Origin of the sequence: Leisingera aquaemixtae, assembly GCF_019801145.1 — a bacterium.
GTDB classification, from domain to species: Bacteria; Pseudomonadota; Alphaproteobacteria; order Rhodobacterales; family Rhodobacteraceae; genus Leisingera; species Leisingera aquaemixtae_A.
Map to the genome: position 1 here is coordinate 186,438 of NZ_JAHVJQ010000004.1, position 24,878 is coordinate 211,315.

Genomic DNA, 24,878 nt, shown 5'->3' on the forward strand with positions numbered 1-24,878 from the left:
GGCTGTGCCGGCCGGGCGCAGGCCCCAGGTCAGTCCGCAAACAGATAGCGGGTTCCGGCAATCTGCCGGGCCTGTTCCGCGGACAGGCCCAGAAAACCGCTGAGCTGGCCTGCGTTTTCCTCCGGGCTGCTGCTTTCGCGCATCTGGTGGAGCTGGCTGAACCCGGCATCCCGGATGCGGTCCGCCTCATGGTGGATGTCATTGCGGATGGACGGCAGCAGCCGTTCCAGCGCCAGCTGCGGTGTGCGCTCCCCCGCAAGCCCGACCCGGTGCGCGTGTCCGGTCAGGTAGTCCTCGCTGAAGTCGCATTCGATCAGCAGGAAGCGGGTTGTGGACCGGTCCGAGTGGAAATCGTTCATCAGGTCGATGTCGGCAGGGTCCAGGCAGATGATCAGCTGATCGGATCCGTAGTATTCAAACAGCATCCGCACCAGCGCGCGGCGGTGGCGGGTGCGTTTCATCAGCGCAGCCTGGATGCCGCCGAGATCGGGCAGCGGGGTGTCTTCCTCGTTGAACAGGTATTCGATGGCCGGGATATTGGTTGCGTGGCGGACCTTCTCCAGCAGCCGCTTGGCGACATGCCATTTCTTGCAGATCACGATCAGCAGCTCGCGCTCGCGGCCCAGGGTGCTTTCGGTTTCCCAGAACCGCGGCGCAAAGCGGCGCCCGATGCGGCCGCGCTGGGACAGGAACTGATACAGGCTGCGCCCCTCGTTGGATATCTGGAAGTCCACGCCGCGCGCCGCGTAGAGCCGCCCCAGCCGCGACTTCAGCTCCTTGGCGCCCGGGCTGATCTTGCGGGCGAACAGAAAGTCCTGGCTGAGCAGCAGGTCATAGTGGTCGTTGTAGAAATTCACCGGAATCCCGTAGTCGGTGAACATCAGAAAGGTGAGGGTCCGGGGCTCGATCTCCGCCTCCGGGATGAGGTGGCGCACAAGGGTTTGAAAGAAGGTTTCATCCGGAATCCAGGTGGAGCGGAAGAACCGCACAACGTCGCGGCGCTTGGCGGTGAAGTCCAGGATCCACTCCACCGTGCGGCGGCGTAGGCACCACCATTGGCTGCCGATCTGCACCTGGATGTCGGAGGGGATTTCGCGCTGCAGCCCCAGCCGCTTCTGCAGCCCGTGGCTCCAGTAAAACAGCTGCTTGTGCTTGCGCTCGTTGAAGAAGTGCCGGTAGATCAGCCGGTCCTCCTTCATGCCGGTCTTGATCCAGTCGCTTTCGAAGAAATCGAAGCTTTCGATGAAATCCTTGTCGTTCTGGTCCAGGAAACGGTGGGCATATTCCGCCGTCTTCACCGCCATGCAGTCGCCCGACAGCATGTAGAAATGGGTGGCGCGGGGAAACTCCTCCACCGCGCGCTGCAGTGCCTGCAGCGTCGCCTGCACCAGGGACCATTCGCCCCAGCCGCATTTGATCCGCTTGTCGGCAAAGGCCACATTCGGATTGCCTGCCAGGTCCTCACGGATCTTCCGGTAGTCCTCGTCAGGCGCCCGCCCGTCAAAATGGATCGCCATGCAGTCGCCGGCCGCAGTCAGCTGCTCTGCCTGCTGGATGATCGCCTCAGGGTCTTTATGGCACAGCAAGATATATGCGATTTTTGCCATGGGGAGGACGGACTGCCTTGTTCTGCCTGATTGTTTACCTTGATAAGCGCGCCAAGGGCACGAATAAACCAGATAGTTCCCGTTTCGGTAAACATATGCAATTAGTGCTGGTACACAGCGCAAGAAGCAAATGAGGGCAGCGGATGGGGTTTCCCGGCACCTGGATGACGGAAAGTGAAAGTGTGGTCTACCGGGTGGTGCCGAAATGCGCCTGCTCGACGATCGGGCAGATCCTCTATTACTCCGATCACGGGCGGTTCTATGACGGCGACATCCATGATGCCAAGGACGGCCTGCACAAATGGGCGCTGGAGCACAGCCAGGAGGTGATCACCCGCAATGTGCAAGGGCAGCGGTCCTATGCCTTCACCTGCGTGCGCAACCCCTATACCCGCATCCTCAGTTCGTTTTTCGACAAGATCTGCGGCATCCAGCGCAACGGGCGGCGCTACCGCGGCAACCTGGTGCCCAAGCTCGCCTATGAATACGGGATCGAGGTCGGCGGCGACGACGGCAAGCAGGAGTTCGACCAGATCAAGAGCTTTCGCCGTTTCCTGCTGTTTGCCCGCGACACCATCCGCTGGCGCCGCCCGATGGAGCCGGACATCCACTGGTCGGCGATGTCGGGGCATGTGTCGACCTTCATCCTGAACGGCGGACGTTACAACAGGATCTTCTGGACCGAGGCCTTCAATGACGGGATGCAAGGGGTGCTGGACGCGATCGAGACGCCGCATCCCGTGGACCTGAAGGCAATCCCGCGTTTCAACGAAAGCGAAGGCCACGGCCCCAAGCGCGCCCATCCGGTCGAGGACTATTTCGACGACCTGTCGATGCATTTGGTCTACGAGATCTACAAGCGCGATTTCGAGCTGTTCAAATACGATTTCGAGAACCCGGGCAACAAAATGCCGGTGGGGGAAATCGACCTGGACGAGGTCCACGCCAAGTTGGGGGAGTAGGCGGGTCCAGACCCAAGAGAAGCTCCCGCGCCTTGGCGCTGCATCAGGGACGCAGCACCAAGCCTTGGGCCGGGCGCCGCTGGTGCGGCGCAGCAAATTCCGTGCAGTTTCTTCTTTGCCGAAAATACTCCCGCCGGAGGCGCGCCGTGCGCCAGCACGGGGCCGCGCACAACGCCGCGTGGCGTGCTGGCATCAGCCAGCGGGCCATAGCGGGGGCGGGAGGTCTTTGCTGGCGCAGAATTTGCTGAGAAGCGGTTCAGGGCAGGTTTGCCCTGAACGCGCCTTGTCCATGTTAAAGCACCTGAAACCGCCTCAAGGGCAAGCGGCTGCGCCGCCGCGCTTTGCGCGGCCCTTGACCCGGCCTCAGTCGCGGAGGGCAAAAGAAAACCCGCCGCGTTGAGGCGGCGGGTTTGAAACCAAAGTCAGGCTATTGCGCCTCAGTCTTCGTCCGGCAGCGCACGCACGGCGCCCTTGGCGGCGGAGGTGGCGAGCAGCGCATAGGCCTTCAGCGCCTTGGAGACCTTGCGCTTGCGCGGCTCGGCGGGTTTCCAGCCCTTGGCGTCCTGTTCCTCGCGGCGTGCCGCCAGGTCCTCGTCGGAGACAGCCAGATGGATCGTGCGGTTGGGGATGTCGATCTCGATGGTGTCGCCCTGGCGCACCAAGCCGATGGTGCCGCCTTCGGCCGCCTCGGGGGAGACATGGCCGATCGACAGGCCGGAGGTGCCGCCGGAGAAACGACCGTCAGTCAGCAGCGCGCAGGCTTTGCCCAGGCCCTTCGACTTCAGGTAGGAGGTCGGGTAGAGCATTTCCTGCATGCCCGGACCGCCACGCGGGCCTTCGTAGCGGATCACCACCACGTCGCCTTCCTTGACCTTGCCGGTCAGGATGTCGTTCACCGCCGCATCCTGGCTTTCGCAGACATAAGCCGAGCCGGTGAACTTGAGGATGTGTTCATCGACGCCCGCGGTCTTCACGATGCAGCCTTCGCGGGCGATGTTGCCGAACAGCACCGCCAGGCCGCCGTCCTGGCTGAAGGCGTGCTCCTTGGCGCGGATCACACCGTTTTCACGGTCGGTGTCCAGCTCTTTGTAGCGGTTGGCCTGAGAGAAGGCTTGCGTGGTGCGGACGCCGCCGGGGGCGGCCTTGAACAGCTCCTCGGCCTCCGGGTTGTTGGCGACCTTGATGTCCCATTTGGCAATCGCCTCGCCCATGGTCGAGGAGTGCACGGTGTGGCAGTCGTTGTGCAAGAGCCCTGCGCGGCTCAGCTCGCCCAGGATCGAGAAGATGCCGCCGGCACGGTGCACGTCCTCCATGTGGACGTTGTGGATGTTCGGAGCGACCTTGCACAGGCAGGGTACCCGGCGGCTGAGGCGGTCCATGTCGGACATGGTAAAGTCCACCTCGCCCTCATTGGCGATGGCCAGGAGGTGCAGCACGGTGTTGGTGGAGCCGCCCATGGCGATATCGAGGCTCATCGCGTTTTCGAAAGCTTCGAAAGTAGCGATCTCGCGCGGCAGCAGGCCCTTTTCCTCGTCCTGGTAGTGGCGCTTGGTGATCTCGACGATCTTGCGCCCCGCTTCAAGGAACAGGCCCTTGCGGTCGGCGTGGGTGGCGAGCGTCGAGCCGTTGCCCGGCAGCGCCAGGCCCAGGGCCTCGGCCAGGCAGTTCATCGAGTTGGCGGTGAACATGCCGGAGCAGGAGCCGCAGGTCGGGCAGGCGTTTTCCTCGATATGCTTCACCTGCTCGTCGGTGAACTTGTCATCCGCGGCGGCAACCATGGCATCCACCAGGTCGATCTTTTTCATGTCCAGATCGGCGATGTCGATCTTGCCTGCTTCCATCGGGCCGCCGGAGACGAAGATCGCCGGGATGTTGAGGCGCATGGCGGCCATCAGCATCCCCGGAGTGATCTTGTCGCAGTTGGAGATGCAGACCATGGCGTCCGCACAGTGCGCGTTGACCATGTATTCGACGCTGTCGGCGATCACCTCGCGCGAGGGCAGCGAGTAGAGCATGCCGTCATGGCCCATGGCGATGCCGTCATCCACCGCGATGGTGTTGAACTCCTTGGCGACGCCGCCGGCCGCCTCGACCTCGCGGGCGACCATCTGGCCCAGGTCCTTGAGATGCACGTGGCCGGGCACGAATTGGGTGAAGGAGTTGACGATGGCGATGATCGGCTTGCCGAAATCATCGTCCTTCATGCCGGTGGCGCGCCACAGTCCGCGCGCGCCCGCCATGTTGCGGCCATGGGTGGAGGTTCTGGATCGGTACTTTGGCATCAGGCTGGTTCCCTTAGTCTTTACCCTCAGGGACACGATTTGCGCAACAAAGGCAACCGGCCGGGGGGCTGTTCGGTAATTTTGGCGCAGATTGCGCCGGATTTCAGTGGCGAAATGTCTCTCGGGCTGTTTCTCAGGCGCGGGCGGGGGCAGGTTCGGGGCTTTTCAGCCAGTGATTCACCAGAAGGCCCAGCACCAGCGCCCAGAACGGCGCGCCGATTCCATAGAAACTGATGCCGGAGACCGTGGTCATGAAGGTAATGAGCGCGGCCTCGCGCCGCTGCGGTTCTGTCAGCGCGGCTGAGAGGCTGTTGCCGATGGTTGCCAGCAGCGCCAGGCCTGCGACGGTCGCGACCAGCGCCTTGGGGGCGATCAGGAACAGGCTGATCACGGTGGCGCCGCCCAGCCCCACCAGGATGTAGAGCAGACCCGTCATCACGCCCGCCAAATAGCGGGTGTCCGGGTTCTCGTCCGCTTCCGGCCCGGCGCAGATGGCAGCGGTGATGGCGGCGAGGTTGAAGGCAAAGCCGCCGAAGGGCGCGAGCAGCAGTGAGGCCAGGCCGGTGACAGTCAGGCTGGCAGAGACAGGTGTTTCGTAGCCGCAGGCCCGCAGCGCCACCACGCCGGGCATGTTCTGCGAGGACATGGTGACGATGTAGAGCGGCAGGCCGATGCCGATCAGCACCGGCAGCGAGAAGGCGGGCATCACGAATTCCGGGCGGGCGAGCGTCATGTCCAGTGCCGCCAGGCTGCCGAAGGCGCCGGTGGCTGCGCACCAGGCCACACCGGCGGCCAGCACCGCGGGAATACAATAGCGGGGGAACAGCTTGCGCCCGGCCAGGAAGGCGAGGCCCATCACCGCCACCAGTGCAGTGTCGGTCTGCAGCGAGGTGAAGGCGGACAGCCCGAACTGGAACAGAATGCCCGCGAGCATGGCGCTGGCCAGGCTGTCCGGTATCAGGCGGGAGAGGGCGGCGAACCAGCCGGTGAGGCCGGTGAGGGTCAGGAGCACCGCGCAGAGAAGGAAGGCGCCCACCGCCTCTGCCAGCGGCACGCCGTTGAGGCTGACTGCCAGCAGCGCTGCGCCCGGCGTCGACCAGGCGGTCAGGATCGGCATCCGGTAGATCAGCGACAGGATCAGGCAGGTTACGCCCATGCCGAGCCCCAGCACCAGCATCCAGCTGTTGGCCTGGGCCTGGGTGGCGCCGACGGCCTCGATCGCCTGAAAGATGATGGCAACCGAGCCTGTGTAGCCGACCAGGACGGCCACCGCGCCGGAAACGATATGCGAAAGCTTCAGGTCCTTGAGCATGCGGGTTTTCCTTGGCGGCCGGGCAGGGTAGGGTGGCGTGCGTTATAGCGCACACTACAGTCCGTGCGTTATAGCGCACAAGACTTTTCTGACGGGCAGAGACAATGAGCGATGACGGCATCACCCTGAACCTGCGGGAAATCCGCGCGGCAGCGGGGCTTAGCCTCAGCAAGGCGGCGGAGATCACAGGGGTCAGCAAGGCGATGCTGGGGCAGATCGAGCGCGGCGAATCAAGCCCGACAATTGCCACCCTTTGGAAGATCGCGAAGGGATTCCACTTGCCGCTGACCGCCCTGCTAGGAGAGGCCGCACGGCCCGTGAGTGCTGCGACCGGTGTCTATGAGACGGTGCAGTTTCCGGGCAGCATTGGGGTGAAGATCGTCTTTCCGTTTGATCCGCTGCTGGGGGCAGAGACCTTTCAGGTGACTCTGAAGCCGGGGCAGAGCCACCAGTCGCAGCCGCATGACACCGGTGTGACCGAGGAAGTCTATGTGCTGCAGGGTTCCATGGAGGTGCTTCGGGATGGCGAATGGGTGGCGCTGGAGCCGGGCCAGGGCCTGCGTTTTGCCGCCGATCAGCCGCATGGCTACCGCAGCCGGGAGACCGGCGCGGCTTTCCTCAACATGCATCATTACCGGCAGGCGGTTCTGACGCAGCGGGATTGATGTGCTTCACTTGTGTATTTTCTCTGGACTGCCTACCACTTGCGCAAGTGATTGAGTTTGCAGGATTTGGAGCCGGGAATGGACACGCTGCGCGGAAGCCTTCTGATGGTGTTGGCCATGGCGGCCTTTGCGCTGGAGGACATGTTCATCAAATCCGCCGCCGCCAGCCTGCCGGTGGGGCAGATCTTGATCCTGTTCGGGCTTGGCGGCATGGCGATCTTTGCCGCGATGGCGCGTGCGCAAGGGCACGCTGCGTGGCACCGGGGGTTTGGCACGCGGCCGATGGTGCTGCGCTCTCTGGCGGAGGTGGTCGGGCGGCTGTGCTTCACCCTGGCGATTGCGCTGACGCCCTTGTCCTCGGCCTCGGCCATTCTGCAGGCGACACCGTTGGTGGTGGCGGCCGGCGCGGTGGTGTTTTTTGGCGAGACCGTCGGCTGGCGGCGCTGGCTGGCGATTGGCCTGGGATTTGCCGGGGTTCTGCTGATCCTGCGGCCTGGCTTGAGCGGTTTTGAACCGGCCTCGCTGTTTGCGGTGGCGGGCACTTTGGGGTTTGCGGGCCGTGATCTGGCCACCCGCGCGGCACCCAAAGATATGAGCAACAACCAACTGGGGTTCCTGGGCTTTGCCATGCTGGTGGTCGCGGGGATCATTGCACTGGGCTGGACCGGCGGCGCGGTCTGGCCGGCCCCGCGCAACTGGCTGGACATTGCCGCCGCCACGGTGATCGGGGTGATTGCCTATAATGCTTTGTCGGGGGCCATGCGCGCAGGAGAGATCTCCGTCATTGCGCCGTTCCGCTATACCCGGCTGGTCTTTGCCATGGTGCTGGGGGTGCTGGTGTTCGGCGAAAGCCCGGACGCGCTGACCCTTATCGGCAGCGCGGTGATCGTCGGCAGTGGTGTTTTCACGCTGCTGCGCAGCCGCAAGGCGTAAGCGCCATCTTGCGCCCGCCGCCGCCCGGCCTTACATCTGCCGCCCATGGCCAAGAAGAAGCAGACATCTGACCCGAATTACAAGGTGATCGCCGAGAACCGGCGGGCACGCTTCGATTACGCAATCGAAAGCGATATCGAATGCGGCATCGTGCTGGAAGGGTCCGAGGTCAAGGCGCTGCGCGGCAATGGCACCAATATCGCGGACAGCTACGCCGCGGTGGAGAATGGCGAACTGTGGCTGGTGAACTCCTACATCCCGCCCTATGAGCAGGCCAAGGTGTTCAAGCACGAGGAGCGCCGCCGCCGCAAGCTGCTGGTGTCGCGCAAGGAACTGTCGGATCTGTGGAACCTGACCCAGCGCAAGGGCATGACCCTGGTGCCGCTGGTGATCTATTTCAACCACAAGGGCCGCGCCAAGATCAAACTGGGCATCGCAAAGGGCAAGAAGCTGCACGACAAGCGCGAGACCCAGGCCAAGCGCGATTGGGGCCGCCAGAAGCAGCGGCTGCTGAAGGACGCGCGCTGACCCTAGGGGGCATCGCCGATGTAACCGGCAATCTGGTCCTTCCCCAGCAGCCGCCTTTGCGGACCGGTGTCCGGCCCGGCAAAGAGGATCCGGAGGTTTTCAGCCTGCAAGAGCGGGCGCAGGTTCTCTTGCGGCAGGCCAATGGCTCTTAGGATGGAAAGTTTCTTCAGTTCTCTGAGCGGTTCCAGGTCGCGGATGCCTGTCCCTGAAATGCCAAGTTGCTTGAGTTCCTGCATATGCCGGACGGGTGCCAGGCTGGTCACCGCAGTTCCGGCGGCGGAGAGTTCCTGCAGGCTGGTCCCAGCCAGCGGCTGAAGGCTGTCGACGGGGGTCCTGTCCAATACCAGTCTGCGAAGCGCCGTCAGGCCTGCCAGCGGAGCGAGATCGCGAACCTGGGTGTCTGCCAAGTTCAGTTCGGCCAGGCTGGCTGCACCCGATAAGGGGGTCAGGTCGGCAACGCGGCTGGCTGTCAGGATCACGGTGTGAAGGAGCGGCTTGTTCTGAAGCCCGTCCAGGTTTTGCAGGCGGCTGCCGTCGGCACGCAGCATTTCCAGTCTGCCGGAGGCTGCCAGCGGGGCCAGGCTGCGGACCGGGCATCCGGAAATCCAGACCACGCGCAGGTTCGCCGCGGCGAGCGGTGCCAGATCCGAAATCCCGGTTTGGAAAGCCAGGAGAACCTCCAGCGTTTCGATCCCTTCCAAGGGGGTCAGGTCGGTTACGCCGGAGCCGGCAATATTCAGGCTTTGCAAGCGCGTATAGCCGCGCAGGAGAGAGAGGTCAGTCACCTCCCTGATACCCCAGACCGACAGGTGCTCCAGCCCGGTCATTTGCGCCAGCGGAGTGAAATCGCGGGTCCGGACAGAATCAAGGCTCAGCCGTGTCAGCTCCGGCAACCGGGTGAGAGGCGCCAGATCGGGAACGGTGAGCCCCACCAGCGCCAGTTTCTCCAATTTGGGAAGCTGAGCCAGCGGCGACAAGTCCACCGGGTCCTCAAACCCCGGTTCCGCCATCAGCGACAGCTCGGTCAATTGCTGAAACTGTATCAGATCCTGTATGCCGGACAGACCCGCGCCTATCCGCAGATTTGCCTTTAAGTCGCTGCTTTCTATGCATGTTTCCCCGATCTCTACACAGCTCGCATGCGCGGGAAGGGGGGCTGTCAGCCTGGCGGTCAAAAGAACGAAAGCAAGAAAAATGCGTAAACCTGACATGCGATTACCTATTCTGGAATGTGCCGGAATAATGCAGGCAACATGTTGCTGCTCCGTAAAACATGCGTTGCCGCTCCGCAAAACACGCGCAGGATGCGCACCTCGGCTGGTAACGGAACGGGATTGCTTGCACCGCTCAGCCGCGGGATGTACCCATGGCCATGTGCAGTCAGGGAGGTACTTTGATGCTGGACGATCCGAAGACACTCGTTTCTACAGAATGGCTTGCGGCCCATCTGAAGGACCCGGATCTTCGGGTGCTGGACGCATCATGGTATCTGCCGCAGCAGGAGCGCGACGCCAAGGCGGAGTATGAGGCCGCCCATATCCCCGGCGCGCGGTTCTTTGATATCGACGAGATTTCCGACAACCGCTCCGACTTGCCGCATATGGTGCCGCCGGTTGAAAAATTCATGTCCAAGCTGCGCGCCATGGGCGTCGGCGACGGCCACCAGGTGGTGGTCTACGACGGTGCCGGCCTGTTCTCGGCGGCCCGTGTCTGGTGGCTGTTCCGGCTGATGGGGCAGACCAATGTTGCGGTGCTGGACGGCGGCTTTCCGAAATGGCAGGCCGAAGGCCATCCGGTCGAGGATCTGCCGCCGGTGATCCGCGACCGCCATATGACCGTGCGGGTGCAGAACCACATGGTGCGCGATGTGACCCAGGTCTCTGCCGCCGCCAAGCTGGGCGACCACGAAATCATCGATGCCCGCTCCGCCGAGCGATACCGCGGTGACGCGCCGGAGCCGCGCGAGGGGCTGCGGGCGGGCCATATTCCCGGCTCCCGCAATGTGCCTTTCGGCCAGGTGCTGAACGCGGATGGCACCATGAAGGACGCCGATGGCATCCGCGCCGCCTTTGAGGCCGCCGGCGTCGATCTGAGCAAACCTGCGATTACTTCCTGCGGATCGGGCGTTACCGCCGCCATCCTCAGCCTCGCCCTGGAGCGTCTCGGCAAGACCGATCATTCGCTTTATGACGGGTCCTGGGTGGAGTGGGGTGCCTTCCCGACCCTTCCCGTTGCTACCGGAGAGAACTGATGTTCGAGACCCTGAAACCCCAGCCCGCCGACAAGATCCTGGCGCTGATGCAGATGTTCCGCGACGACCCGCGCGCGGACAAGATCGACCTTGGCGTCGGCGTCTATAAGAACGCCGAGGGCGTCACCCCGGTGATGCGTGCCATCAAGGCGGCCGAGCACAAGCTGTGGGAAGAGCAGACCAGCAAGTCCTATGTCGGCCTGGCTGGCGACCCGGCCTATGCGGATGCGATGATCAAGCTGATCCTGGGCGATGCGGTTGCGCGTGAAAACATCGCGGCTGCTGCGACCCCCGGCGGCACCGGTGCAGTGCGCCAGGCGTTTGAGCTGATCAAGATGGCCAACCCCAAGGCGCGCGTCTTTGTGTCGGATCCGACCTGGCCGAACCATGTGTCGATCCTGAACTATGTCGGCATCGAGACCGTCGTCTACCGCTATTTCGACCGCGACACCCGCGGTGTGAACTTCGACGGCATGATGGAAGACCTGAAAGGCGCGCAGAAGGGCGACGTGGTGCTGCTGCACGGCTGCTGCCACAACCCGACCGGCGCCAACCTCAACGAGGTGCAGTGGAAAGAGGTCATCGCGCTGTTGAACGAGCGCGGCCTGATCCCGATGATCGACATCGCCTATCAGGGCTTTGGCGACGGTCTGGAAGAAGACGCGCTGGGCGTGCGCCTGGTGGCCTCCAGCTGCCCCGAGGTGCTGATTGCGGCCAGCTGCTCCAAAAACTTCGGCATCTACCGCGAGCGCACCGGCCTGCTGATGGCGGTGTCCAACGATGCCTCGGCTCAGGCGCTGAACCAGGGCACCCTGGCGTTCCTGAACCGGCAGAACTACTCCTTTCCGCCGGATCATGGCGCCCGGCTGGTGACCATGATCCTGAACGACGATGCCCTTCGAACCGACTGGGCGGCAGAGCTGGAGGAAGTGCGCCTCGGCATGCTGGGCCTGCGCCAGCAGCTGGCGGATGAGTTGCAGCGCCTGACCGGCTCCGACCGGTTCAGCTTCATCGCCCAGCACCGCGGCATGTTCTCGCTCCTCGGCACCACGCCGGAGCTGGTCGAGAAGATGCGGGTCGACAACGGCATCTACATGGTCGGCGACAGCCGCCTGAATATCGCGGGCCTCAACGCAAATACCGTGCCGGTGCTGGCCAAGGCGATTGTCGACGCCGGCGTCTGAGCCTCTGTCACTTTGAAATCCAGGAACGCGCCCCTTGCGGGCGCGTTTTTTTGGCGCGGTGGCTTGCGGCATTGCGAGGGCAGGGCTCCCGCGCCTGCTGTGCACCCTGGCTGCGCCAAGCTCTTTGCAGGCTTGGGTGTGGCACCGCCGGCGCGGTGCGAGATGCCGCTTGACGCTAGGTCATGTGCGCAAGGGCGACGGAAGCGCCAAAGCCCCGCGTTTGTGCTTGCGGAAGTCACATAGCAACACAGCCTAGGAGATCGAAATGACCCTCGCAAAATCCGCCCTCGCCGTGATCCTGTCCGCCGCCGTTGCCCTGCCGCTGGCCGCCCCCGCCTTTGCTGCAAACGGCGAGGTCATCGACCGGGTGGAGAACCGCGCCGACCGCCGGGAGAACCGCCGGGATGAAGCTGTCGATACCGGCGTCTGGGATGTGGTGGAGGACCATCTGGACCGCGCCGAAGACCGCCGCGACTACCGCGACCAGAAGGCGCCCAAGGTGATTGTTGTCCCCCAGGGCTGAGCCCGGAACCGCGCCGCGGCAGCGGCGCCCGGCCCAACAGGGAGGGATCAACTCTTGATGATCCTGCACCTGGCGGGAGCCCCGCCGGAACGCAAACGCGGCGCCTGAAACAGGCGCCGCGCTTTTGATTCCAGGCTGCAAGGTCAGCTCAGAGAGAACTCGGGATAGGCTTCCATGCCCAGCTCCGCCATGTCCAGCCCGTTGACCTCGTCCTCTTCCTCAACCCGGATGCCGGTGGTGGCGCGCAGCACCATCCACACGACGGCAGAGGCTGCAACGGTGAACACACCCACTACGGCAATCCCGGTCAGCTGCTTCAGCAGGGTGGCATCGGGGTTCGACAGCACCACCGCAACGGTGCCCCAGATGCCGCAGAAAAGGTGCACCGGGATGGCGCCGACCACGTCGTCGATGCGCAGCTTGTCCAGCATCGGCACCGCAAACACTACGATCACGCCGCCGATGGCACCGATCAGGGTGGACAGGCCCAGGCCCGGGGTCAGCGGTTCAGCAGTGATTGCCACCAGGCCGGCCAGCGCGCCGTTCAGGATCATGGTCAGGTCCGGTTTCTTGAACAGAAGCTGGGTCAGCACCAGCGCAGCCACGGCGCCGCCAGCTGCTGCGGCATTGGTGTTGGCGAAGATGCGGCTGATGTCTGCCACGTCGCCGATCGAGCCCATGGCCAGCTGCGAGCCGCCGTTGAAGCCGAACCAGCCCATCCACAGGATGAAGGTGCCAAGCGTGGCCAGCGCCAGGTTGGAGCCGGGCATCGGAATGGTCTTGCCGTCCTTGTACTTGCCGATGCGGGGGCCGAGGATTAGCGCGCCGGTCAGTGCGGCCCAGCCGCCCACCGAATGCACCACGGTGGAACCTGCGAAATCCAGGAAGCCCATTTCCTCCAGGAAGCCGCCGCCCCATTTCCAGCTGGCCTGGAACGGATAGATCACGGCGGTCAGGATGATGGTGAAGATCAGGAACGGCCACAGCTTGATGCGTTCCGCCAGGGTGCCCGACACGATCGAGGCAGTGGCGGCGCAGAACATCAGCTGAAAGAAGAAATCCGACCCGGTGGAGGCATAGGAATAATCATCCGCACCTTCCGCGGTGATCCCCACCGCCTCCAGCACGCCGGGGCCAAAGACACCGGACAGGACGCCGTCGACGGCCCAGTTGCCCAGCGGGTACATCAGGTTGTAGCCAATCAGCCAGTAGAACAGCGCCGCCAGTGAAAACAGCGCCATGTTCTTGGTCAGCTGCATGGTCACGTTCTTGGAGCGCACCAGGCCGGCCTCGAGCATGGCAAAGCCCGCTGCCATCCAGAACACCAGGCAGCCACCGATCAGGAACAGGAGCGAGTTCAGGATGAACACGGTGTCGGTTGCGGGGTTCACGCCCGGCGCCGGGCCGTCCTGGGCCAGCGCCAGGCCCGGAAGCGCGCTCAGCGCCAGGGCCGCAAGGGGGAGTTTCAGGGTCTTCATTAGTCTTTCCTCCATGCCGGGCGCGCTCACAGCGCCTCGAGATTGGTTTCGCCGGTGCGCACCCGCAGGGCCTGTTCAACATCCAGGACGAATATCTTGCCGTCGCCGATCTTGCCGGTGCGGGCGGTTTCGGAGATCGCGCTGACGGCCTGTTCGGCCTGATCGGCGGGCACCACCAGCTCCAGCTTCAGTTTCGGCACGAAATTCACTTCGTATTCCGCGCCGCGGTAAATTTCGGTATGGCCCGCCTGCGCGCCAAAGCCCTTGATTTCAGTGACCATCAGCCCGCTCACGCCAAGACCGGTCAGCGCCTCGCGGACCTCGTCCAGCTTGAAGGGCTTGATGGCGGCTATGATCATTTTCATCGCAGCATCCCCTGCATTTGCTTACGCCGGCCCCATGCCGATGCATTTCGCACCTGCAGCAAAACCGGCGCTCCGAGTCGTGCAAAGCCAAGGGCAGCAAGTTTCCGCGCGTCTTTCTGCGAGCGCACAATAATTTTGCGCCTTTCGCCGGGTTCGCTTAAAAACCGGCCATCTGGAAAAGGGGAAAGGTCCGGATTCTGCCCCCTCTACAATCCGGCGCGGTCAGGGTATTGTCGCCGGATAACGGGCAAACCGGGCAGGAACAGACGATGGCACAAGGATCCGGGCGCAAGCCTTTGGTGGCTGAGAAACGCTATTCCGCAAGCGGCAAGGGCAAGGCCTCTGCTGCCAAGAAGCCTGCGCGCAAGAAGCCCGCGCGCAAGGCAAAGAAGCCCGGTCTGCTGGGGCGGCTGTTCACCCGCAAGAAGACGCGCGCCAGGCCTGCAGCGAAAAAACGCGGCCTCATCGGCTGGCTGCTGGCGCCGTTTGCCTTTGCCTTCCGGCTGGTCTGGGGCTTTACCTGGCGTGTCGGCATGGTGGCCTGTGCGCTGGTGGGCCTGGCCGTGGCTTTCCAATATGCCCGGCTGCCGGAGGTTTCCGCCTATCTGGACGGCCGTGCCCGCGGCTCTGTCACCATTCTGGACCGCGAGGGCGAGGTCTTTGCCTGGCGCGGCGACCAGTTCGGCGGCGTGGTGACGGCGGACACGGTCTCGCCGCATCTGAAAAACGCGATTGTGGCGACCGAAGACAAGCGGTTCTACCGCCACCTCGGCCTGTCGCCGCGCGGTATCGCCAGCGCCGTGCGCATCAACCTGAGCGAAGGGCGCGGGCCGCTGTCGGGCCACGGCGGTTCCACCATCACCCAGCAGGCGGCAAAGCTGCTTTGCCTCGGCAAGATCTATGACCCGGCTGAGTGGAAGAGCGAAAGCGCCTATGAGGCCGACTGCCGCAAGGGTTCGCTCTGGCGCAAGGGGACCGAGGCGATCTTTGCCCTGGCGATGGAAGCCAAATACACCAAGGACGAAATCCTCTCGATCTACATGAACCGCGCCTATATGGGCGGCGGCGCCTATGGGGCGGAGGCCGCAGCGCAGCGGTATTTCGGCAAGTCAGCAAACCAGCTGAACCCGGCAGAGGGCGCAATGCTGGCGGGTCTGCTGACCGCGCCCTCGACGCTGGCGCCCACAAACAATCTGCAGCGCTCGCAGGACCGGGCCGCCACCGTGCTGCGGCTGATGCAGGAACAGGGCTACCTGACCACGGCGGAGATGCAGAAATACCAGGACAACCCGGCAGTGCTGAGCGAGGCCGCGGCCGCGCGGGCGGGCGGCTACTTCGCCGACTGGGTGATGGACAGCATTCCGGACTTCCTGGGCGACCAGACCACTGAGGATGTGGTGATCCGCTCCACCATGGACCAGCGGCTGCAGGCCGCTGCGGAAGACGCGCTGAAGTACGTGTTCGAGAACAAGGTCCGCGAGGGGTCCAAGGCGCAGGCGGCGATTGTGGTGATGAGCGCAGACGGCGCTGTGCGCGCCATGGTGGGCGGGCGCAAGACCCGCGTCTCCGGTGTGTTCAACCGCGCCACCCAGGCCAAGCGGCAAACCGGGTCGGCCTTCAAGCCCTTTGTCTATGCCACCGCGCTGGAGCTGGGCTATTCGCCTTACGACCGGGTGCTGGATGCGAAATACTGCCTGAACATACCCGGCTCCGGCCAGTGGTGCCCCGACAACTATACCCGCAAGTTCTATGGCGAGGTGACCTTGGCGCGGGCGCTCAGGGATTCGCTGAACGTCCCGGCGGTGAAGATTTCGGAGGCGGTCGGGCGCGACAAGGTGAGCCGCGTGGCCCGGGATTTCGGCATCGACAGCGACCTGGCTGCCGGTCCGGCGCTGGCGCTGGGCGCGTCCGAGAGCTCGCTTCTGGAAATGACCGGCGCCTATGCCGGCATCCTCAACGGCGGCTCGTCGGTGACGCCTTACGGGGTGACCGAGCTGAAGCTTGTGGAGGACAACGAGGCGCTGATGGGCGCCAGCGGCGGCATCGGCGAGCGGGTGATCCGCACAGAAGCAGCGCAGCAGCTGGTCTGGATGATGGAGAAGGTGATTGCCGGCGGCACCGGCCAGCGGGCGCAGATCCCGGGCTGGCAGGCGGCTGGCAAATCCGGCACCACTTCGGCCGCCAAGGATGCCTGGTTCATCGGCTTCACCGCCGATTACGTGGCGGGTGTCTGGATGGGCTATGACGACAACACGCCGCTCTCCGGCGTGACCGGCGGCGGCCTGCCCGCCGAGATCTGGCGCGAAACCATGGTGAGGGTGCATGACGGACTGGAGCCGAAGCCGCTGCCGATGCTGGAGCCCGCACCGATCGCACCGCCGCCGCAGCAGACCCGCCGCGAACGCCGCCGACGCCAGGGGCCGCAGCTTGGCAAGGAACTGGGCCGCGCGGTGGACAATATCCTGCGCGATATTCTGGGCAACTGACCGGCCTGCATCCCGGCGGGCTCCCGCCCGGCGCCGCACCCGGCGGTGCGCCTGGCCCAACGGGAGCGCAGCATTGGCTATGCTGCCGCGGCGGGCGGGAGCCCGCCGGGCTGCAAGGGCCGGAGGGGCGGTCAAACAAAAAAGGCTTCCCGAAGGAAGCCTTTCCGGATCATGCCTTGAAGGATCTGTTCAGCTCAGCCGCTCCAGCTCCGCGATCAGCGCGTTGATGTCGCCCTTGTTGCGGTCCAGGATCGCGCCGATCTCGGTGCGTTCAGTCAGCAGCAGGTTCACACCCTCGATGAACATGTTGAAGAACAGGTCCCGGCCGGAGCGGTCGGAGACCAGGAAGGTCACTTCGAACGGCGACTGGCCCTTGAGGTAGGCGATGGTGCTCACCTCATACCACTTCTTCACCCGCTTAACGCCGGTCACTTCCAGCTTGCCGCCGATGAATTCGCGGAAGCGTTTTCCGTACTTGCGCGAGATGTAGCCCTGGAACGCCTTGGAGAAGGCCTTCTTCTGGGCCGGAGACGCCCGGCGGCCGTCCGCTCCCAGCGCGTAGGCTGCGATATAGGAGGTGTCGCTGTAGCGCTGGAAGATCCGCTCGAAGTCGCGGAACATCGCGCTCTCGCTCTTGCCGGAGGCGATCACCCGGTTGATGTCGCCGACCAGGCTGTTGATCAGCGTGCTTGCGCTGTTCTCGGTCAGCGCCCACAGTGCCTGCGGCGCAGCGGCCAGCGCAGCACCGCCAGCGGCGAGCCTGGTCAGGAATTTGCGGCGGTCCATGTTTAGAATCCTTCCGTGTTCAGTTCGAACGGGTCGATTTCCTGGATTTCTGCGCCGTCACCCAGCTCGAACCGGCGGTTCTGCAGGTAGATCAGCCGCGATTGCGCGTAGCTGTCGGCGCTCTCGTACAGAATCGAGTCGATCGTGTCGGAAAAGTTGCCACGATCACCCATGCGGCGCACGATCTCGGCGTAGATGGTAATGTTATCGGCTGTATTCTGCTGGGCATATCCCAGCGGATTGGTGAAGAAGTCAACGGCGACACCCACCGCATCGCGGCTGGTGGAGGGGCCGAGCAGGGGCAGTTCCACATAGGCGCCTTCACCGACCCCCCATGTGTGCAGCGTTTCACCGAAATCGGTATCGACGGCCGGGATTTTGAATTCGCTGGCCGGGTCGGCAAGTCCGGCAAAGCCCACGGTCGAGTTGATCACAAAGCGCGAAAACGCGTTGCCTGCCGTTTTCAGATCGCCTTGCAGCAATGCGTTGACCATCTGCCCCGGCATTGACAGGTTTTCGGCAAAATACGAGAAGCTGGTGACCATCGGTGCGGGCACAATCGCCACATAGCCTTTGGAGGCAGGGCGGAAGGCGATCCGGTCGACACCGCGGTTGAAGGCGTGAATGGTGCGGTTGGTCCGTTCATAAGGGTCAAAGACTTCGCCAGAAGCGCGCGCAACCGGATCCTGAGTGGCGCAGCCTGCGGCGAAAACCGCCAGCAGCAGCGCGGGTAAAAATTTAAACGGTCGCAACATGAAGGGCATTCGGGTAATAGTCCAATTGGTACTGGAACAGGCGCGTCGGAGAGCAGATATGGGTTCTCAAGCCGATTTCCAGTCTGATTACATTTTTTTACCTGCTTGTGCCACAGCTGGTAAAATCCCAGCCCTGACCTGAAGCCAACGAACCACTATTGCAGTCTGACGATGAATAAAAGCTTTTATAAGAACGGCTATGAGGAACTGCGCCAGGTGCGGCGGCAGAGCCGCGGCCTGTACTGGTTCACGGGGATTTTCAGCTTCTTCGTCAACCTGCTGATGCTGACCGGGCCTTTGTATATGTTGCAGGTTTATGACCGGGTGCTGGGCAGCCGGTCGGAAGCGACGCTGCTGGCGCTGTCGCTGCTGGTGGTGTTTCTCTATGGCATGATGGGTCTTCTGGATTACGCCCGCGGCCGGATCATGGCGCGGGTGGGCGCGCGGTTTCAATCAGCCCTCGACCGGCGGGTGTTTGACGCGGCGATCCGCCGTTCGGCGGTGGCGCAGGACCCGGTGGCGCAGACCGGCCTTTCCGATCTGGAGGCAGTGCAGCGTCTGATTGCCTCTCCGGTTCTGACTGCGGCCTTCGATCTGCCCTGGACGCCGGTGTTCCTGGCGGGCATCGCCCTGTTCCACCCCTGGCTCGGCCTCCTGGCGCTTGGCGGCGGCGCGGTGCTGGTGCTGATTGCGGTCCTGAACCAGATGTTCACCCGGCTGCCGGTGCAGAAGGCCAACATGACCAGCCACAAGGCCAGCCTGATGTCCGAGGAGATCCGCAACGAGGCGGAAATGATCCAGTCGATGGGCATGCGCGGGGCTTCGTTCGAGCGCTGGAAACGGGCCCGCGATGAGGCGCTGACCGAAAATGTGACCGCCAATGACACTGGCGGCGGCTTCACCACGCTGACCAAGACGCTGCGGCTGTTCCTGCAGTCGGCGATGCTCGGCCTGGGTGCTTATCTGGTTCTTCAGGGCGAACTCACGCCGGGGGCGATGATCGCGGGGTCCATCCTGATGGGACGGGCGCTGGCGCCGATTGAGCTGGGGCTGGGCCAATGGGCGCTGGTGCAGCGGGCGCTGAAAGGCTGGCACAGCCTGGCCGAACTTCTGGACAAGGTGCCGGAGGAAGTTGCGCGCACCGAGTTGCCCAAACCGAAGGCGCTCTTGGAGGTGCAGGGGCTGGCCATTGTGCCGCCGGGCAGCACCACGCCGCTGCTGCGCAACGTGAATTTCCGGGTTCAGCCGGGACAGGCAATCGGGGTGATCGGGCCGTCGGGGTCCGGAAAGTCAACGCTGGCACGGGCGCTCACCGGTGTCTGGCGGCCGGCGGCCGGTTCTGTCCGGCTGGATGGCGCGACGCTGGACCAGTACGCGCCTGATGTGCTGGGCGGCCATATCGGATACCTGCCGCAGCGGGTGCAGGTGTTCGACGGCACCATCGCCCAGAACATCGCCCGTCTTAATCAGGCACCTGAAGCGGAAAAGGTGGTGGCATCTGCCCGCAAGGCCGCCGCGCATGAGATGATCCTGAAACTGCCCGAAGGCTATGACACGCGCGTCAACGCCACCGGCGGGCGGCTGTCGGGCGGCCAGATGCAGCGGGTCGGGCTGGCACGGGCGCTGTTTGACGATCCGGTGATCGTGATCCTTGATGAACCGAACTCCAACCTCGACAACGAAGGCTCGATTGCGCTCAACAAGGCGATCAAGCAGATCAAGGCGGAAGGGCGGTCAGTGCTGATCATGGCGCACCGCCCGGCTGCGATCCAGGAATGCGATATGCTGCTGGTGATCGACAAGGGCACCCAGACCGCCTTTGGGCCGAAAGACAAGGTGCTGCAGGAAATGGTCGCCAACCATCAGAACATCCGCCAGGCCACTGGCACAGGAGGTGTGAGATGAGTGTGGAAAGCAAGTGGCCTGCACGGCGGCCGCTGACCATCGGCCTGATTGCCCTTGCGGTGCTGGTCGGCGGCTTTGGCACCTGGTCGGTGCTGTCGTCGATTTCCGGCGCGGTGGTGGCCACGGGGCGGATCGAAGTGGACCGTAATCGCCAGGTGGTGCAGCATCTGGACGGCGGCATAGTTGACGAAATCCTGGTGGATGAGGGCGACACGGTGGCGGAGGGCGCGACGCTGATCAGGCTGGACGCCAATGAGCTGACCTCGCAATTGGTGATCACCGAAGGCCAGCTGTTCGAGATGATGGCGCGGCGCGGCCGGCTGGAAGCGGAACGGGACGAAGCGGTGGAAATCACCTTTGAGCCGGAACTGCTGGAAGCGACTGAAACCCAGCCGGAGGTCAAGGACCTAGTGCAGGGCCAGCGCCGCCTGTTCCAAGCCCGCAAGGAAACTACCGAGCGCGAGATTGAGCAGCTGGAGAAGCGCCGGGTGCAGATCGAGGAGCAAATCCGCGGCATCCAGGCGCAGCAGAAGTCATTGAAAGTGCAACTGGAACTGATCGGCGAAGAACTGGGCAACCAGCAGTCGCTCCTGGACCGCGGCCTGGCGCAGGCGGCAACGGTGCTGAATCTGCGCCGCACGCAAGCCAGTCTGGATGGTCAGCTTGGGGAACTGGTGGCCGCGGAGGCGCAGGCTGAGGGCCGCATCACCGAGATCGACATCGAGATCCTGAAACTCGGCACCGGCCAGCGTGAGGAGGCGATCACGCGGCTGCGCGACTTGCGCTACCAGGAGCTGGAACTGGCCGAGACCCGCCGCTCGCTGCGGCAGCGGCTGGCGCGGCTGGATATTACCGCGCCGGTTTCCGGTGTCGTCTACGGGTTGCAGGTGCAGACGCCGCGCTCAGTGATCCGGCCGGCCGACCCGGTGCTGTATCTGGTGCCGCAGGACCGGCCGCTGGTGATTGCCGCGCAGGTGGCGCCGACGGATATTGATCAACTTTTCACGGGGCAGGAAGTAACCGTTCGCTTCTCAGCACTGGATCAGCGCAGCACGCCGGAACTGTTCGGCCATGTGACCCAGGTCTCGGCAGATGCGTTTGAGGATGAGGGCAGCGGGATTTCCTATTACCGGGCCGAAATCGAGCTCAATCCCGGAGAGCAGGGCCGGCTGCCTGAAGGCACGGTCCTGATTCCGGGGATGCCGGTGGAAAGCTATATCCGCACCGCCGACCGTTCTCCGCTGGCTTATCTGGTCAAGCCGCTGGCGGACTATTTCAACAAGGCTTTCCGCGAAAGCTGAGGGGGCTTTTTTCCTTGCTGGAAAACAGCCTTGTGCAAACTGCGGGGCCCAAGGGCGGAAAGGCGTGCCTGGGCTTCGCATTTTCTCTTTCCGAAATCTGCCGCGCCGGGTAGCGTCCCGGCCAGCAAAGACTCGGAGGAATGCGCCATGAGCATCGAAGCAAAACTGAAAGAGCTGGGTGTGACCCTGCCCGACGCGCCGGCACCGGCGGCAAACTATGTGCCCTATGTTGTGGCAGGCGACATGGTCTATATCTCCGGCCAGATTTCGGCGGACGAGAACGGGCTGATCACTGGCACTTTGGGGGCGGACATGGATGTCGACGCAGGCCAGGCTGCTGCCAAACGCTGCGCGATTGCACTGCTGGCACAGCTGAAGGCCGCTTGCGGCGGCGATCTGGACCGCCTGGTCCGCGTCGTGAAACTGGGCGCCTTTGTCAATTCGACCGCTGATTTCACCCAGCAGCCGCAGGTGGTGAACGGCGCCTCCGACTTCCTGGTCGAAGCGCTGGGCGACATCGGGCGCCATGCGCGTTCTGCCGTCAGCTCGCCCTCGCTGCCGCTGGGCGTTGCAGTGGAAATCGACGGCGTATTCCAGATCAAATGACGCCGTCCCTGCCTGCCGCCTTTCTGACTGTCCCGCTGGCCCACCGCGCGCTGCATGATGTTGCGGACGGGCGCCCGGAGAACAGCCTTGCTGCCATCAGGGCGGCCTTGGCGGCGGGCTACGGGATCGAGATCGACCTGCAGCTGTCCCAGGACGGCTGCGCCATGGTCTTTCACGATTATCATCTGGACCGGCTCGCCGAAGGCACTGGGCCAGTCCGCGCCCGGACCCGCGAGGAGCTGCGCGCCATCCCGCTGAAGGGCGGTGACGGCGAGGGCATTCCGGACCTGACGGAGGTGCTGGAGCTGGTGGATGGCCAGGTGCCGCTGCTGATCGAACTGAAGGATCAGCAGGGCGAAATGGGCGTTACCGACGGCGCGCTGGAACGGGCAACGGCAGAGGCGCTAAAGGGCTACAGCGGCCCGGTGGCGCTGATGTCCTTCAATCCGAACTCGGTCGCGGAACTGGCGCAGCAAGCGCCGGAAATTGCGCGGGGCATCACCACCAGTGCCTATGACCCGTCGGAATGGGCGGAGCTGCCCAAGGCAGTCTGCGATGATCTGCGCGGCATTCCGGACTTTGAGCGGAGCGGTTCCAGCTTCATCAGCCATGAGGCCGGAGACCTGGCCCGGCCGCGGGTGCAGGCGCTGCGCAGCGCAGGTGTGCCGGTGCTGTGCTGGACAATCAGGTCGGCAGCTGAGGAAGCCGCGGCGCGAGCCTTTGCCGACAATGTTACATTTGAACGGTACCTTTCGCCGCTAACATCTTGATCGCGCTGGACCGCACCCCACATCTTTGAAGCGGTGCGGAGGAATTGCATGTCTCAGGCGCAAATCGAAGTCAGGGTGCTGGCGTCGCTGTCGCAGATCACGGCAGACGCGTGGGACGCCTGTGCCTGCCCGGAGGCGGCGGATGGCGGGCGCCCGCTGGATCCGTTCACCACCTACCGGTTTCTGAGCGCGCTGGAGGACAGCGGGTCTGTCGGGCCGGGCACCGGCTGGCAGCCGCAGTATCTGACCGCCTATCAGGAGGGCCGCCTGATCGCCTGCGCGCCGCTTTACGCCAAGGGGCACAGTCAGGGCGAATATATCTTCGACCATAACTGGGCGCATGCCTATGAACAGGCGGGCGGCCACTATTACCCCAAGCTTCAGATCGCGGTGCCGTTCACCCCGGCCACCGGGCGCCGGTTTCTGGTGCGCCCGGGTTATGACGGCATCGGCCATTCGGCGCTTTTGCAGGGGGCGGTGCAGCTGGCGGCGAACAACAACCTGTCGTCGCTGCACATAACCTTTTGCACCCAGGACGAGGCCCGGATGGGCGAGGAGATGGGGCTGATGTCCCGGGCCACGCAGCAGTTCCATTGGCAGAATGACGGGTATGCCGATTTCGAAGCCTTTATGCGGGCACTGTCGTCGCGCAAGCGCAAGAATATCCGCAAGGAGCGGATGCAGGCGCAGTGTTTCGGTGGTGATATCCGTGTCTTTCAGGGCGATGATCTGCGCCCTGAACACTGGGATGCGTTCTGGGCATTCTACCAGGACACCGGCGCGCGCAAATGGGGATCGCCCTATCTGACCCGGCAGTTCTTTGACATTGCGCACCGGACCATGGCGCACGACATCGCGCTGGTTCTGGCTGAGCGCAACGGGCGCTATGTCGCCGGAGCGTTGAATTTCATTGGCCGCAAGACGCTGTACGGGCGGTATTGGGGGTGCGTCGAACAGCACCCCTGCCTGCACTTTGAGCTGTGCTATTATCAGGCCATAGAGCTGGCCATTGCTCAGGGGCTTGACCGGGCGGAGGCTGGCGCACAGGGTGAACACAAGCTTGCGCGCGGCTACATGCCATGCCAGACCCATAGCCTGCACTGGATCGGCGATCCCGGGTTCGCCGGGGCCGTCGGACGTTTCCTCGAGGCTGAACGGGCCGCCACCGAGGAAGAGATCGAAATCCTGACCGAATACGGCCCGTTCCGCAAAGCCCATGTGGAGGAGCAAGAATGACGGAGAAACTTTCCGAAGCCACCCGCGGCCCGCTGCTGGAGCCGCTTTTTGCCACCGGCTGGGAAATGGCGGAGGGCCGTGATGCCATCACCAAGACCTTCAAGTTCAAAAACTTCGCCGATGCCTTTGGCTGGATGACCCGCGCAGCGATCTGGGCCGAGAAATGGAACCACCATCCCGAATGGAGCAATGTCTACAACAGGGTGACGGTGGTGCTGACCACTCATGACGTGGACGGAATCAGTTCACAGGACGCAAAGCTGGCGCGCAAGATGGACGGCCTGTACGGCGAGCCGCAGGACTGACCTTCGCGGCCCGCGCGATGGGTCAGCGGTTCTGTCCAAATGTTTCGTGCGCAAAATATTCCAACAGCGGGGCTGACCCTACTTTTCACAAAATATTAAGGGGTTGAGAAGGCGGCCGCCGGTTTCGGCGGCTGCCATGCTTTCTTATTCACCCCATGGAGTCCAGCAGGCCCTCGCCGGCCGACAGTTCGCACTGGCCGGGGTTTTCCTCCTTGTTGAGGATCTTCACCTCGCCGTCCTCCACCAGCATCGCATAGCGCAGGGAGCGGCCGATCAGGCCCGCGGCTGGGGCGTCCAGGCGCATGCCGATCGCCTCGGTAAAGGTGCATTCGGCATCCGACAGCATGGTGATCCCGGCCTCGTTGGCGCCGGTGTTGTCGCCCCAGATCGACATGACAAAGGGGTCGTTGCCGGCCAGGCAGATGATTTCATCGACGCCCTTGGCGGCGAACTGGTCCTTGGTGCGAATGAAGCTGGGCACATGGGCGGAATGGCAGGTGCTGGTGAAGGCGCCGGGCACCGCGAACAGCACAACCTTCCGCCCCTTCAGCTTGTCCGCCAGCTGCACCTGTTCAGGGCCGTTCTCGCCAATCCGTGTCAGTGTCGCGTCCGGCAGTTGGTCTCCAACAGAAATCATC

23 protein-coding genes are annotated in these 24,878 nt (G+C 63.8%); 14 read left to right on the forward strand and 9 right to left on the reverse strand.

Going from position 1 to position 24,878, the window contains the following annotated elements:
- Positions 1 to 29: 29 nt before the first annotated feature.
- Positions 30 to 1,607, reverse strand: coding sequence for a DUF5928 domain-containing protein (locus KUW17_RS11205; protein WP_222479049.1), 1,578 nt, complete (start codon positions 1,605 to 1,607; stop codon positions 30 to 32).
- Between the two features lie 143 nt (positions 1,608 to 1,750).
- Between KUW17_RS11205 and KUW17_RS11210 the strand changes: the two genes are divergently transcribed.
- Entirely contained in the window at positions 1,751 to 2,569 is an 819-nt protein-coding gene (locus KUW17_RS11210; protein ID WP_222479050.1) for a sulfotransferase family protein, read from the forward strand.
- A 437-nt stretch (positions 2,570 to 3,006) separates the two neighbouring features.
- Here KUW17_RS11210 and ilvD read toward each other — a convergent pair whose 3' ends face one another.
- Positions 3,007 to 4,851, reverse strand: coding sequence for a dihydroxy-acid dehydratase (ilvD, locus tag KUW17_RS11215; protein ID WP_222479051.1), 1,845 nt, complete (start codon positions 4,849 to 4,851; stop codon positions 3,007 to 3,009).
- Between the two features lie 133 nt (positions 4,852 to 4,984).
- Entirely contained in the window at positions 4,985 to 6,163 is a 1,179-nt protein-coding gene (locus KUW17_RS11220) for a benzoate/H(+) symporter BenE family transporter (RefSeq protein WP_222479052.1), read from the reverse strand.
- Positions 6,164 to 6,267: 104 nt separating this feature from the next.
- On the opposite strand from KUW17_RS11220, the gene KUW17_RS11225 reads away from it, so the two are divergent.
- From KUW17_RS11225 to smpB, 3 genes are all read left to right on the forward strand, one after another.
- Positions 6,268 to 6,828 carry a helix-turn-helix domain-containing protein gene (locus KUW17_RS11225; RefSeq protein ID WP_222479053.1) on the forward strand — a complete coding sequence of 187 codons (561 nt, stop codon included), beginning with the start codon at positions 6,268 to 6,270 and terminating at the stop codon, positions 6,826 to 6,828.
- 78 nt (positions 6,829 to 6,906) lie between these two features.
- The gene (locus KUW17_RS11230; RefSeq protein WP_222479054.1) at positions 6,907 to 7,761 is read left to right on the forward strand and encodes a DMT family transporter; all 855 of its coding nucleotides are present in this window, start codon (positions 6,907 to 6,909) and stop codon (positions 7,759 to 7,761) included.
- Positions 7,762 to 7,806: 45 nt separating this feature from the next.
- A complete protein-coding gene (gene smpB, locus KUW17_RS11235) occupies positions 7,807 to 8,289 on the forward strand; it encodes an SsrA-binding protein SmpB (protein WP_222479055.1) in 483 nt (160 codons plus the stop codon).
- Positions 8,290 to 8,291: 2 nt separating this feature from the next.
- Here the strand turns inward: smpB and KUW17_RS11240 are convergent, their stop codons facing one another.
- On the reverse strand, positions 8,292 to 9,581 hold the full coding sequence (locus KUW17_RS11240; RefSeq protein ID WP_261397163.1) for a leucine-rich repeat domain-containing protein: 1,290 nt from the start codon (positions 9,579 to 9,581) through the stop codon (positions 8,292 to 8,294).
- Positions 9,582 to 9,685: 104 nt separating this feature from the next.
- Between KUW17_RS11240 and sseA the strand changes: the two genes are divergently transcribed.
- The 3 genes from sseA (at position 9,686) to KUW17_RS11255 (ending at position 12,247) form a co-directional block, all read left to right on the forward strand.
- The gene (sseA, locus tag KUW17_RS11245; RefSeq protein WP_222479056.1) at positions 9,686 to 10,540 is read left to right on the forward strand and encodes a 3-mercaptopyruvate sulfurtransferase; all 855 of its coding nucleotides are present in this window, start codon (positions 9,686 to 9,688) and stop codon (positions 10,538 to 10,540) included.
- A complete protein-coding gene (locus KUW17_RS11250) occupies positions 10,540 to 11,724 on the forward strand; it encodes an aromatic amino acid transaminase (protein WP_222479057.1) in 1,185 nt (394 codons plus the stop codon). Before sseA ends, KUW17_RS11250 begins: the two co-directional genes overlap by 1 nt.
- 265 nt (positions 11,725 to 11,989) lie before the next feature.
- Positions 11,990 to 12,247 (forward strand): hypothetical protein, encoded by a 258-nt coding sequence (locus KUW17_RS11255; protein ID WP_019297310.1) that lies wholly within the window; start codon positions 11,990 to 11,992, stop codon positions 12,245 to 12,247.
- Positions 12,248 to 12,390: 143 nt separating this feature from the next.
- On the opposite strand, the gene KUW17_RS11260 is transcribed toward KUW17_RS11255, so the two are convergent.
- Positions 12,391 to 13,725: an ammonium transporter gene (locus tag KUW17_RS11260; RefSeq protein ID WP_222479058.1), complete on the reverse strand. Its 1,335-nt coding sequence runs from the start codon at positions 13,723 to 13,725 to the stop codon at positions 12,391 to 12,393.
- A 26-nt stretch (positions 13,726 to 13,751) separates the two neighbouring features.
- A complete protein-coding gene (locus KUW17_RS11265; protein WP_027257453.1) occupies positions 13,752 to 14,090 on the reverse strand; it encodes a P-II family nitrogen regulator in 339 nt (112 codons plus the stop codon).
- A gap of 269 nt (positions 14,091 to 14,359) precedes the next feature.
- Here KUW17_RS11265 and KUW17_RS11270 point away from each other — a divergent pair, with 269 nt between their 5' ends.
- A complete protein-coding gene (locus KUW17_RS11270) occupies positions 14,360 to 16,576 on the forward strand; it encodes a transglycosylase domain-containing protein (RefSeq protein WP_222479059.1) in 2,217 nt (738 codons plus the stop codon).
- Positions 16,577 to 16,765: 189 nt separating this feature from the next.
- On the opposite strand, the gene KUW17_RS11275 is transcribed toward KUW17_RS11270, so the two are convergent.
- Positions 16,766 to 17,362, reverse strand: coding sequence for a phospholipid-binding protein MlaC (locus tag KUW17_RS11275; protein ID WP_222479060.1), 597 nt, complete (start codon positions 17,360 to 17,362; stop codon positions 16,766 to 16,768).
- Positions 17,363 to 17,364: 2 nt separating this feature from the next.
- Entirely contained in the window at positions 17,365 to 18,126 is a 762-nt protein-coding gene (locus KUW17_RS11280) for a VacJ family lipoprotein (protein ID WP_222479061.1), read from the reverse strand.
- A 162-nt stretch (positions 18,127 to 18,288) separates the two neighbouring features.
- Here KUW17_RS11280 and KUW17_RS11285 point away from each other — a divergent pair, with 162 nt between their 5' ends.
- The 6 genes from KUW17_RS11285 (at position 18,289) to KUW17_RS11310 (ending at position 24,240) form a co-directional block, all read left to right on the forward strand.
- Entirely contained in the window at positions 18,289 to 20,022 is a 1,734-nt protein-coding gene (locus KUW17_RS11285) for a type I secretion system permease/ATPase (protein ID WP_222479063.1), read from the forward strand.
- Positions 20,019 to 21,323, forward strand: a complete 1,305-nt coding sequence (locus KUW17_RS11290; protein WP_222479065.1) for an HlyD family type I secretion periplasmic adaptor subunit — start codon at positions 20,019 to 20,021, stop codon at positions 21,321 to 21,323. Before KUW17_RS11285 ends, KUW17_RS11290 begins: the two co-directional genes overlap by 4 nt.
- A 147-nt stretch (positions 21,324 to 21,470) precedes the next feature.
- Positions 21,471 to 21,929 carry a RidA family protein gene (locus KUW17_RS11295; RefSeq protein WP_222479067.1) on the forward strand — a complete coding sequence of 153 codons (459 nt, stop codon included), beginning with the start codon at positions 21,471 to 21,473 and terminating at the stop codon, positions 21,927 to 21,929.
- On the forward strand, positions 21,926 to 22,699 hold the full coding sequence (locus KUW17_RS11300) for a glycerophosphodiester phosphodiesterase family protein (protein ID WP_222479068.1): 774 nt from the start codon (positions 21,926 to 21,928) through the stop codon (positions 22,697 to 22,699). Before KUW17_RS11295 ends, KUW17_RS11300 begins: the two co-directional genes overlap by 4 nt.
- Before the next feature lie 48 nt (positions 22,700 to 22,747).
- A complete protein-coding gene (locus tag KUW17_RS11305; RefSeq protein WP_222479070.1) occupies positions 22,748 to 23,935 on the forward strand; it encodes a GNAT family N-acetyltransferase in 1,188 nt (395 codons plus the stop codon).
- A complete protein-coding gene (locus KUW17_RS11310) occupies positions 23,932 to 24,240 on the forward strand; it encodes a 4a-hydroxytetrahydrobiopterin dehydratase (RefSeq protein ID WP_222479072.1) in 309 nt (102 codons plus the stop codon). Before KUW17_RS11305 ends, KUW17_RS11310 begins: the two co-directional genes overlap by 4 nt.
- A 148-nt stretch (positions 24,241 to 24,388) precedes the next feature.
- Here KUW17_RS11310 and KUW17_RS11315 read toward each other — a convergent pair whose 3' ends face one another.
- Positions 24,389 to 24,877 carry a peroxiredoxin gene (locus KUW17_RS11315; RefSeq protein WP_222479074.1) on the reverse strand — a complete coding sequence of 163 codons (489 nt, stop codon included), beginning with the start codon at positions 24,875 to 24,877 and terminating at the stop codon, positions 24,389 to 24,391.
- Position 24,878 lies beyond the last annotated feature (1 nt).

Excerpts from the sequence above, each read along its gene's own strand:
- KUW17_RS11205 (WP_222479049.1), bottom strand. The coding sequence starts at position 1,607 with ATGGCAAAAATCGCATATATCTTGCTGTGCCATAAAGACCCTGAGGCG.
- KUW17_RS11210 (WP_222479050.1), top strand. The coding sequence starts at position 1,751 with ATGGGGTTTCCCGGCACCTGGATGACGGAAAGTGAAAGTGTGGTCTAC.
- ilvD (WP_222479051.1), bottom strand. The coding sequence starts at position 4,851 with ATGCCAAAGTACCGATCCAGAACCTCCACCCATGGCCGCAACATGGCG.
- KUW17_RS11220 (WP_222479052.1), bottom strand. The coding sequence starts at position 6,163 with ATGCTCAAGGACCTGAAGCTTTCGCATATCGTTTCCGGCGCGGTGGCC.
- KUW17_RS11225 (WP_222479053.1), top strand. The coding sequence starts at position 6,268 with ATGAGCGATGACGGCATCACCCTGAACCTGCGGGAAATCCGCGCGGCA.
- KUW17_RS11230 (WP_222479054.1), top strand. The coding sequence starts at position 6,907 with ATGGACACGCTGCGCGGAAGCCTTCTGATGGTGTTGGCCATGGCGGCC.
- smpB (WP_222479055.1), top strand. The coding sequence starts at position 7,807 with ATGGCCAAGAAGAAGCAGACATCTGACCCGAATTACAAGGTGATCGCC.
- sseA (WP_222479056.1), top strand. The coding sequence starts at position 9,686 with ATGCTGGACGATCCGAAGACACTCGTTTCTACAGAATGGCTTGCGGCC.
- KUW17_RS11250 (WP_222479057.1), top strand. The coding sequence starts at position 10,540 with ATGTTCGAGACCCTGAAACCCCAGCCCGCCGACAAGATCCTGGCGCTG.
- KUW17_RS11255 (WP_019297310.1), top strand. The coding sequence starts at position 11,990 with ATGACCCTCGCAAAATCCGCCCTCGCCGTGATCCTGTCCGCCGCCGTT.
- KUW17_RS11260 (WP_222479058.1), bottom strand. The coding sequence starts at position 13,725 with ATGAAGACCCTGAAACTCCCCCTTGCGGCCCTGGCGCTGAGCGCGCTT.
- KUW17_RS11265 (WP_027257453.1), bottom strand. The coding sequence starts at position 14,090 with ATGAAAATGATCATAGCCGCCATCAAGCCCTTCAAGCTGGACGAGGTC.
- KUW17_RS11270 (WP_222479059.1), top strand. The coding sequence starts at position 14,360 with ATGGCACAAGGATCCGGGCGCAAGCCTTTGGTGGCTGAGAAACGCTAT.
- KUW17_RS11275 (WP_222479060.1), bottom strand. The coding sequence starts at position 17,362 with ATGGACCGCCGCAAATTCCTGACCAGGCTCGCCGCTGGCGGTGCTGCG.
- KUW17_RS11280 (WP_222479061.1), bottom strand. The coding sequence starts at position 18,126 with ATGCCCTTCATGTTGCGACCGTTTAAATTTTTACCCGCGCTGCTGCTG.
- KUW17_RS11285 (WP_222479063.1), top strand. The coding sequence starts at position 18,289 with ATGAATAAAAGCTTTTATAAGAACGGCTATGAGGAACTGCGCCAGGTG.
- KUW17_RS11290 (WP_222479065.1), top strand. The coding sequence starts at position 20,019 with ATGAGTGTGGAAAGCAAGTGGCCTGCACGGCGGCCGCTGACCATCGGC.
- KUW17_RS11295 (WP_222479067.1), top strand. The coding sequence starts at position 21,471 with ATGAGCATCGAAGCAAAACTGAAAGAGCTGGGTGTGACCCTGCCCGAC.
- KUW17_RS11300 (WP_222479068.1), top strand. The coding sequence starts at position 21,926 with ATGACGCCGTCCCTGCCTGCCGCCTTTCTGACTGTCCCGCTGGCCCAC.
- KUW17_RS11305 (WP_222479070.1), top strand. The coding sequence starts at position 22,748 with ATGTCTCAGGCGCAAATCGAAGTCAGGGTGCTGGCGTCGCTGTCGCAG.
- KUW17_RS11310 (WP_222479072.1), top strand. The coding sequence starts at position 23,932 with ATGACGGAGAAACTTTCCGAAGCCACCCGCGGCCCGCTGCTGGAGCCG.
- KUW17_RS11315 (WP_222479074.1), bottom strand. The coding sequence starts at position 24,877 with ATGATTTCTGTTGGAGACCAACTGCCGGACGCGACACTGACACGGATT.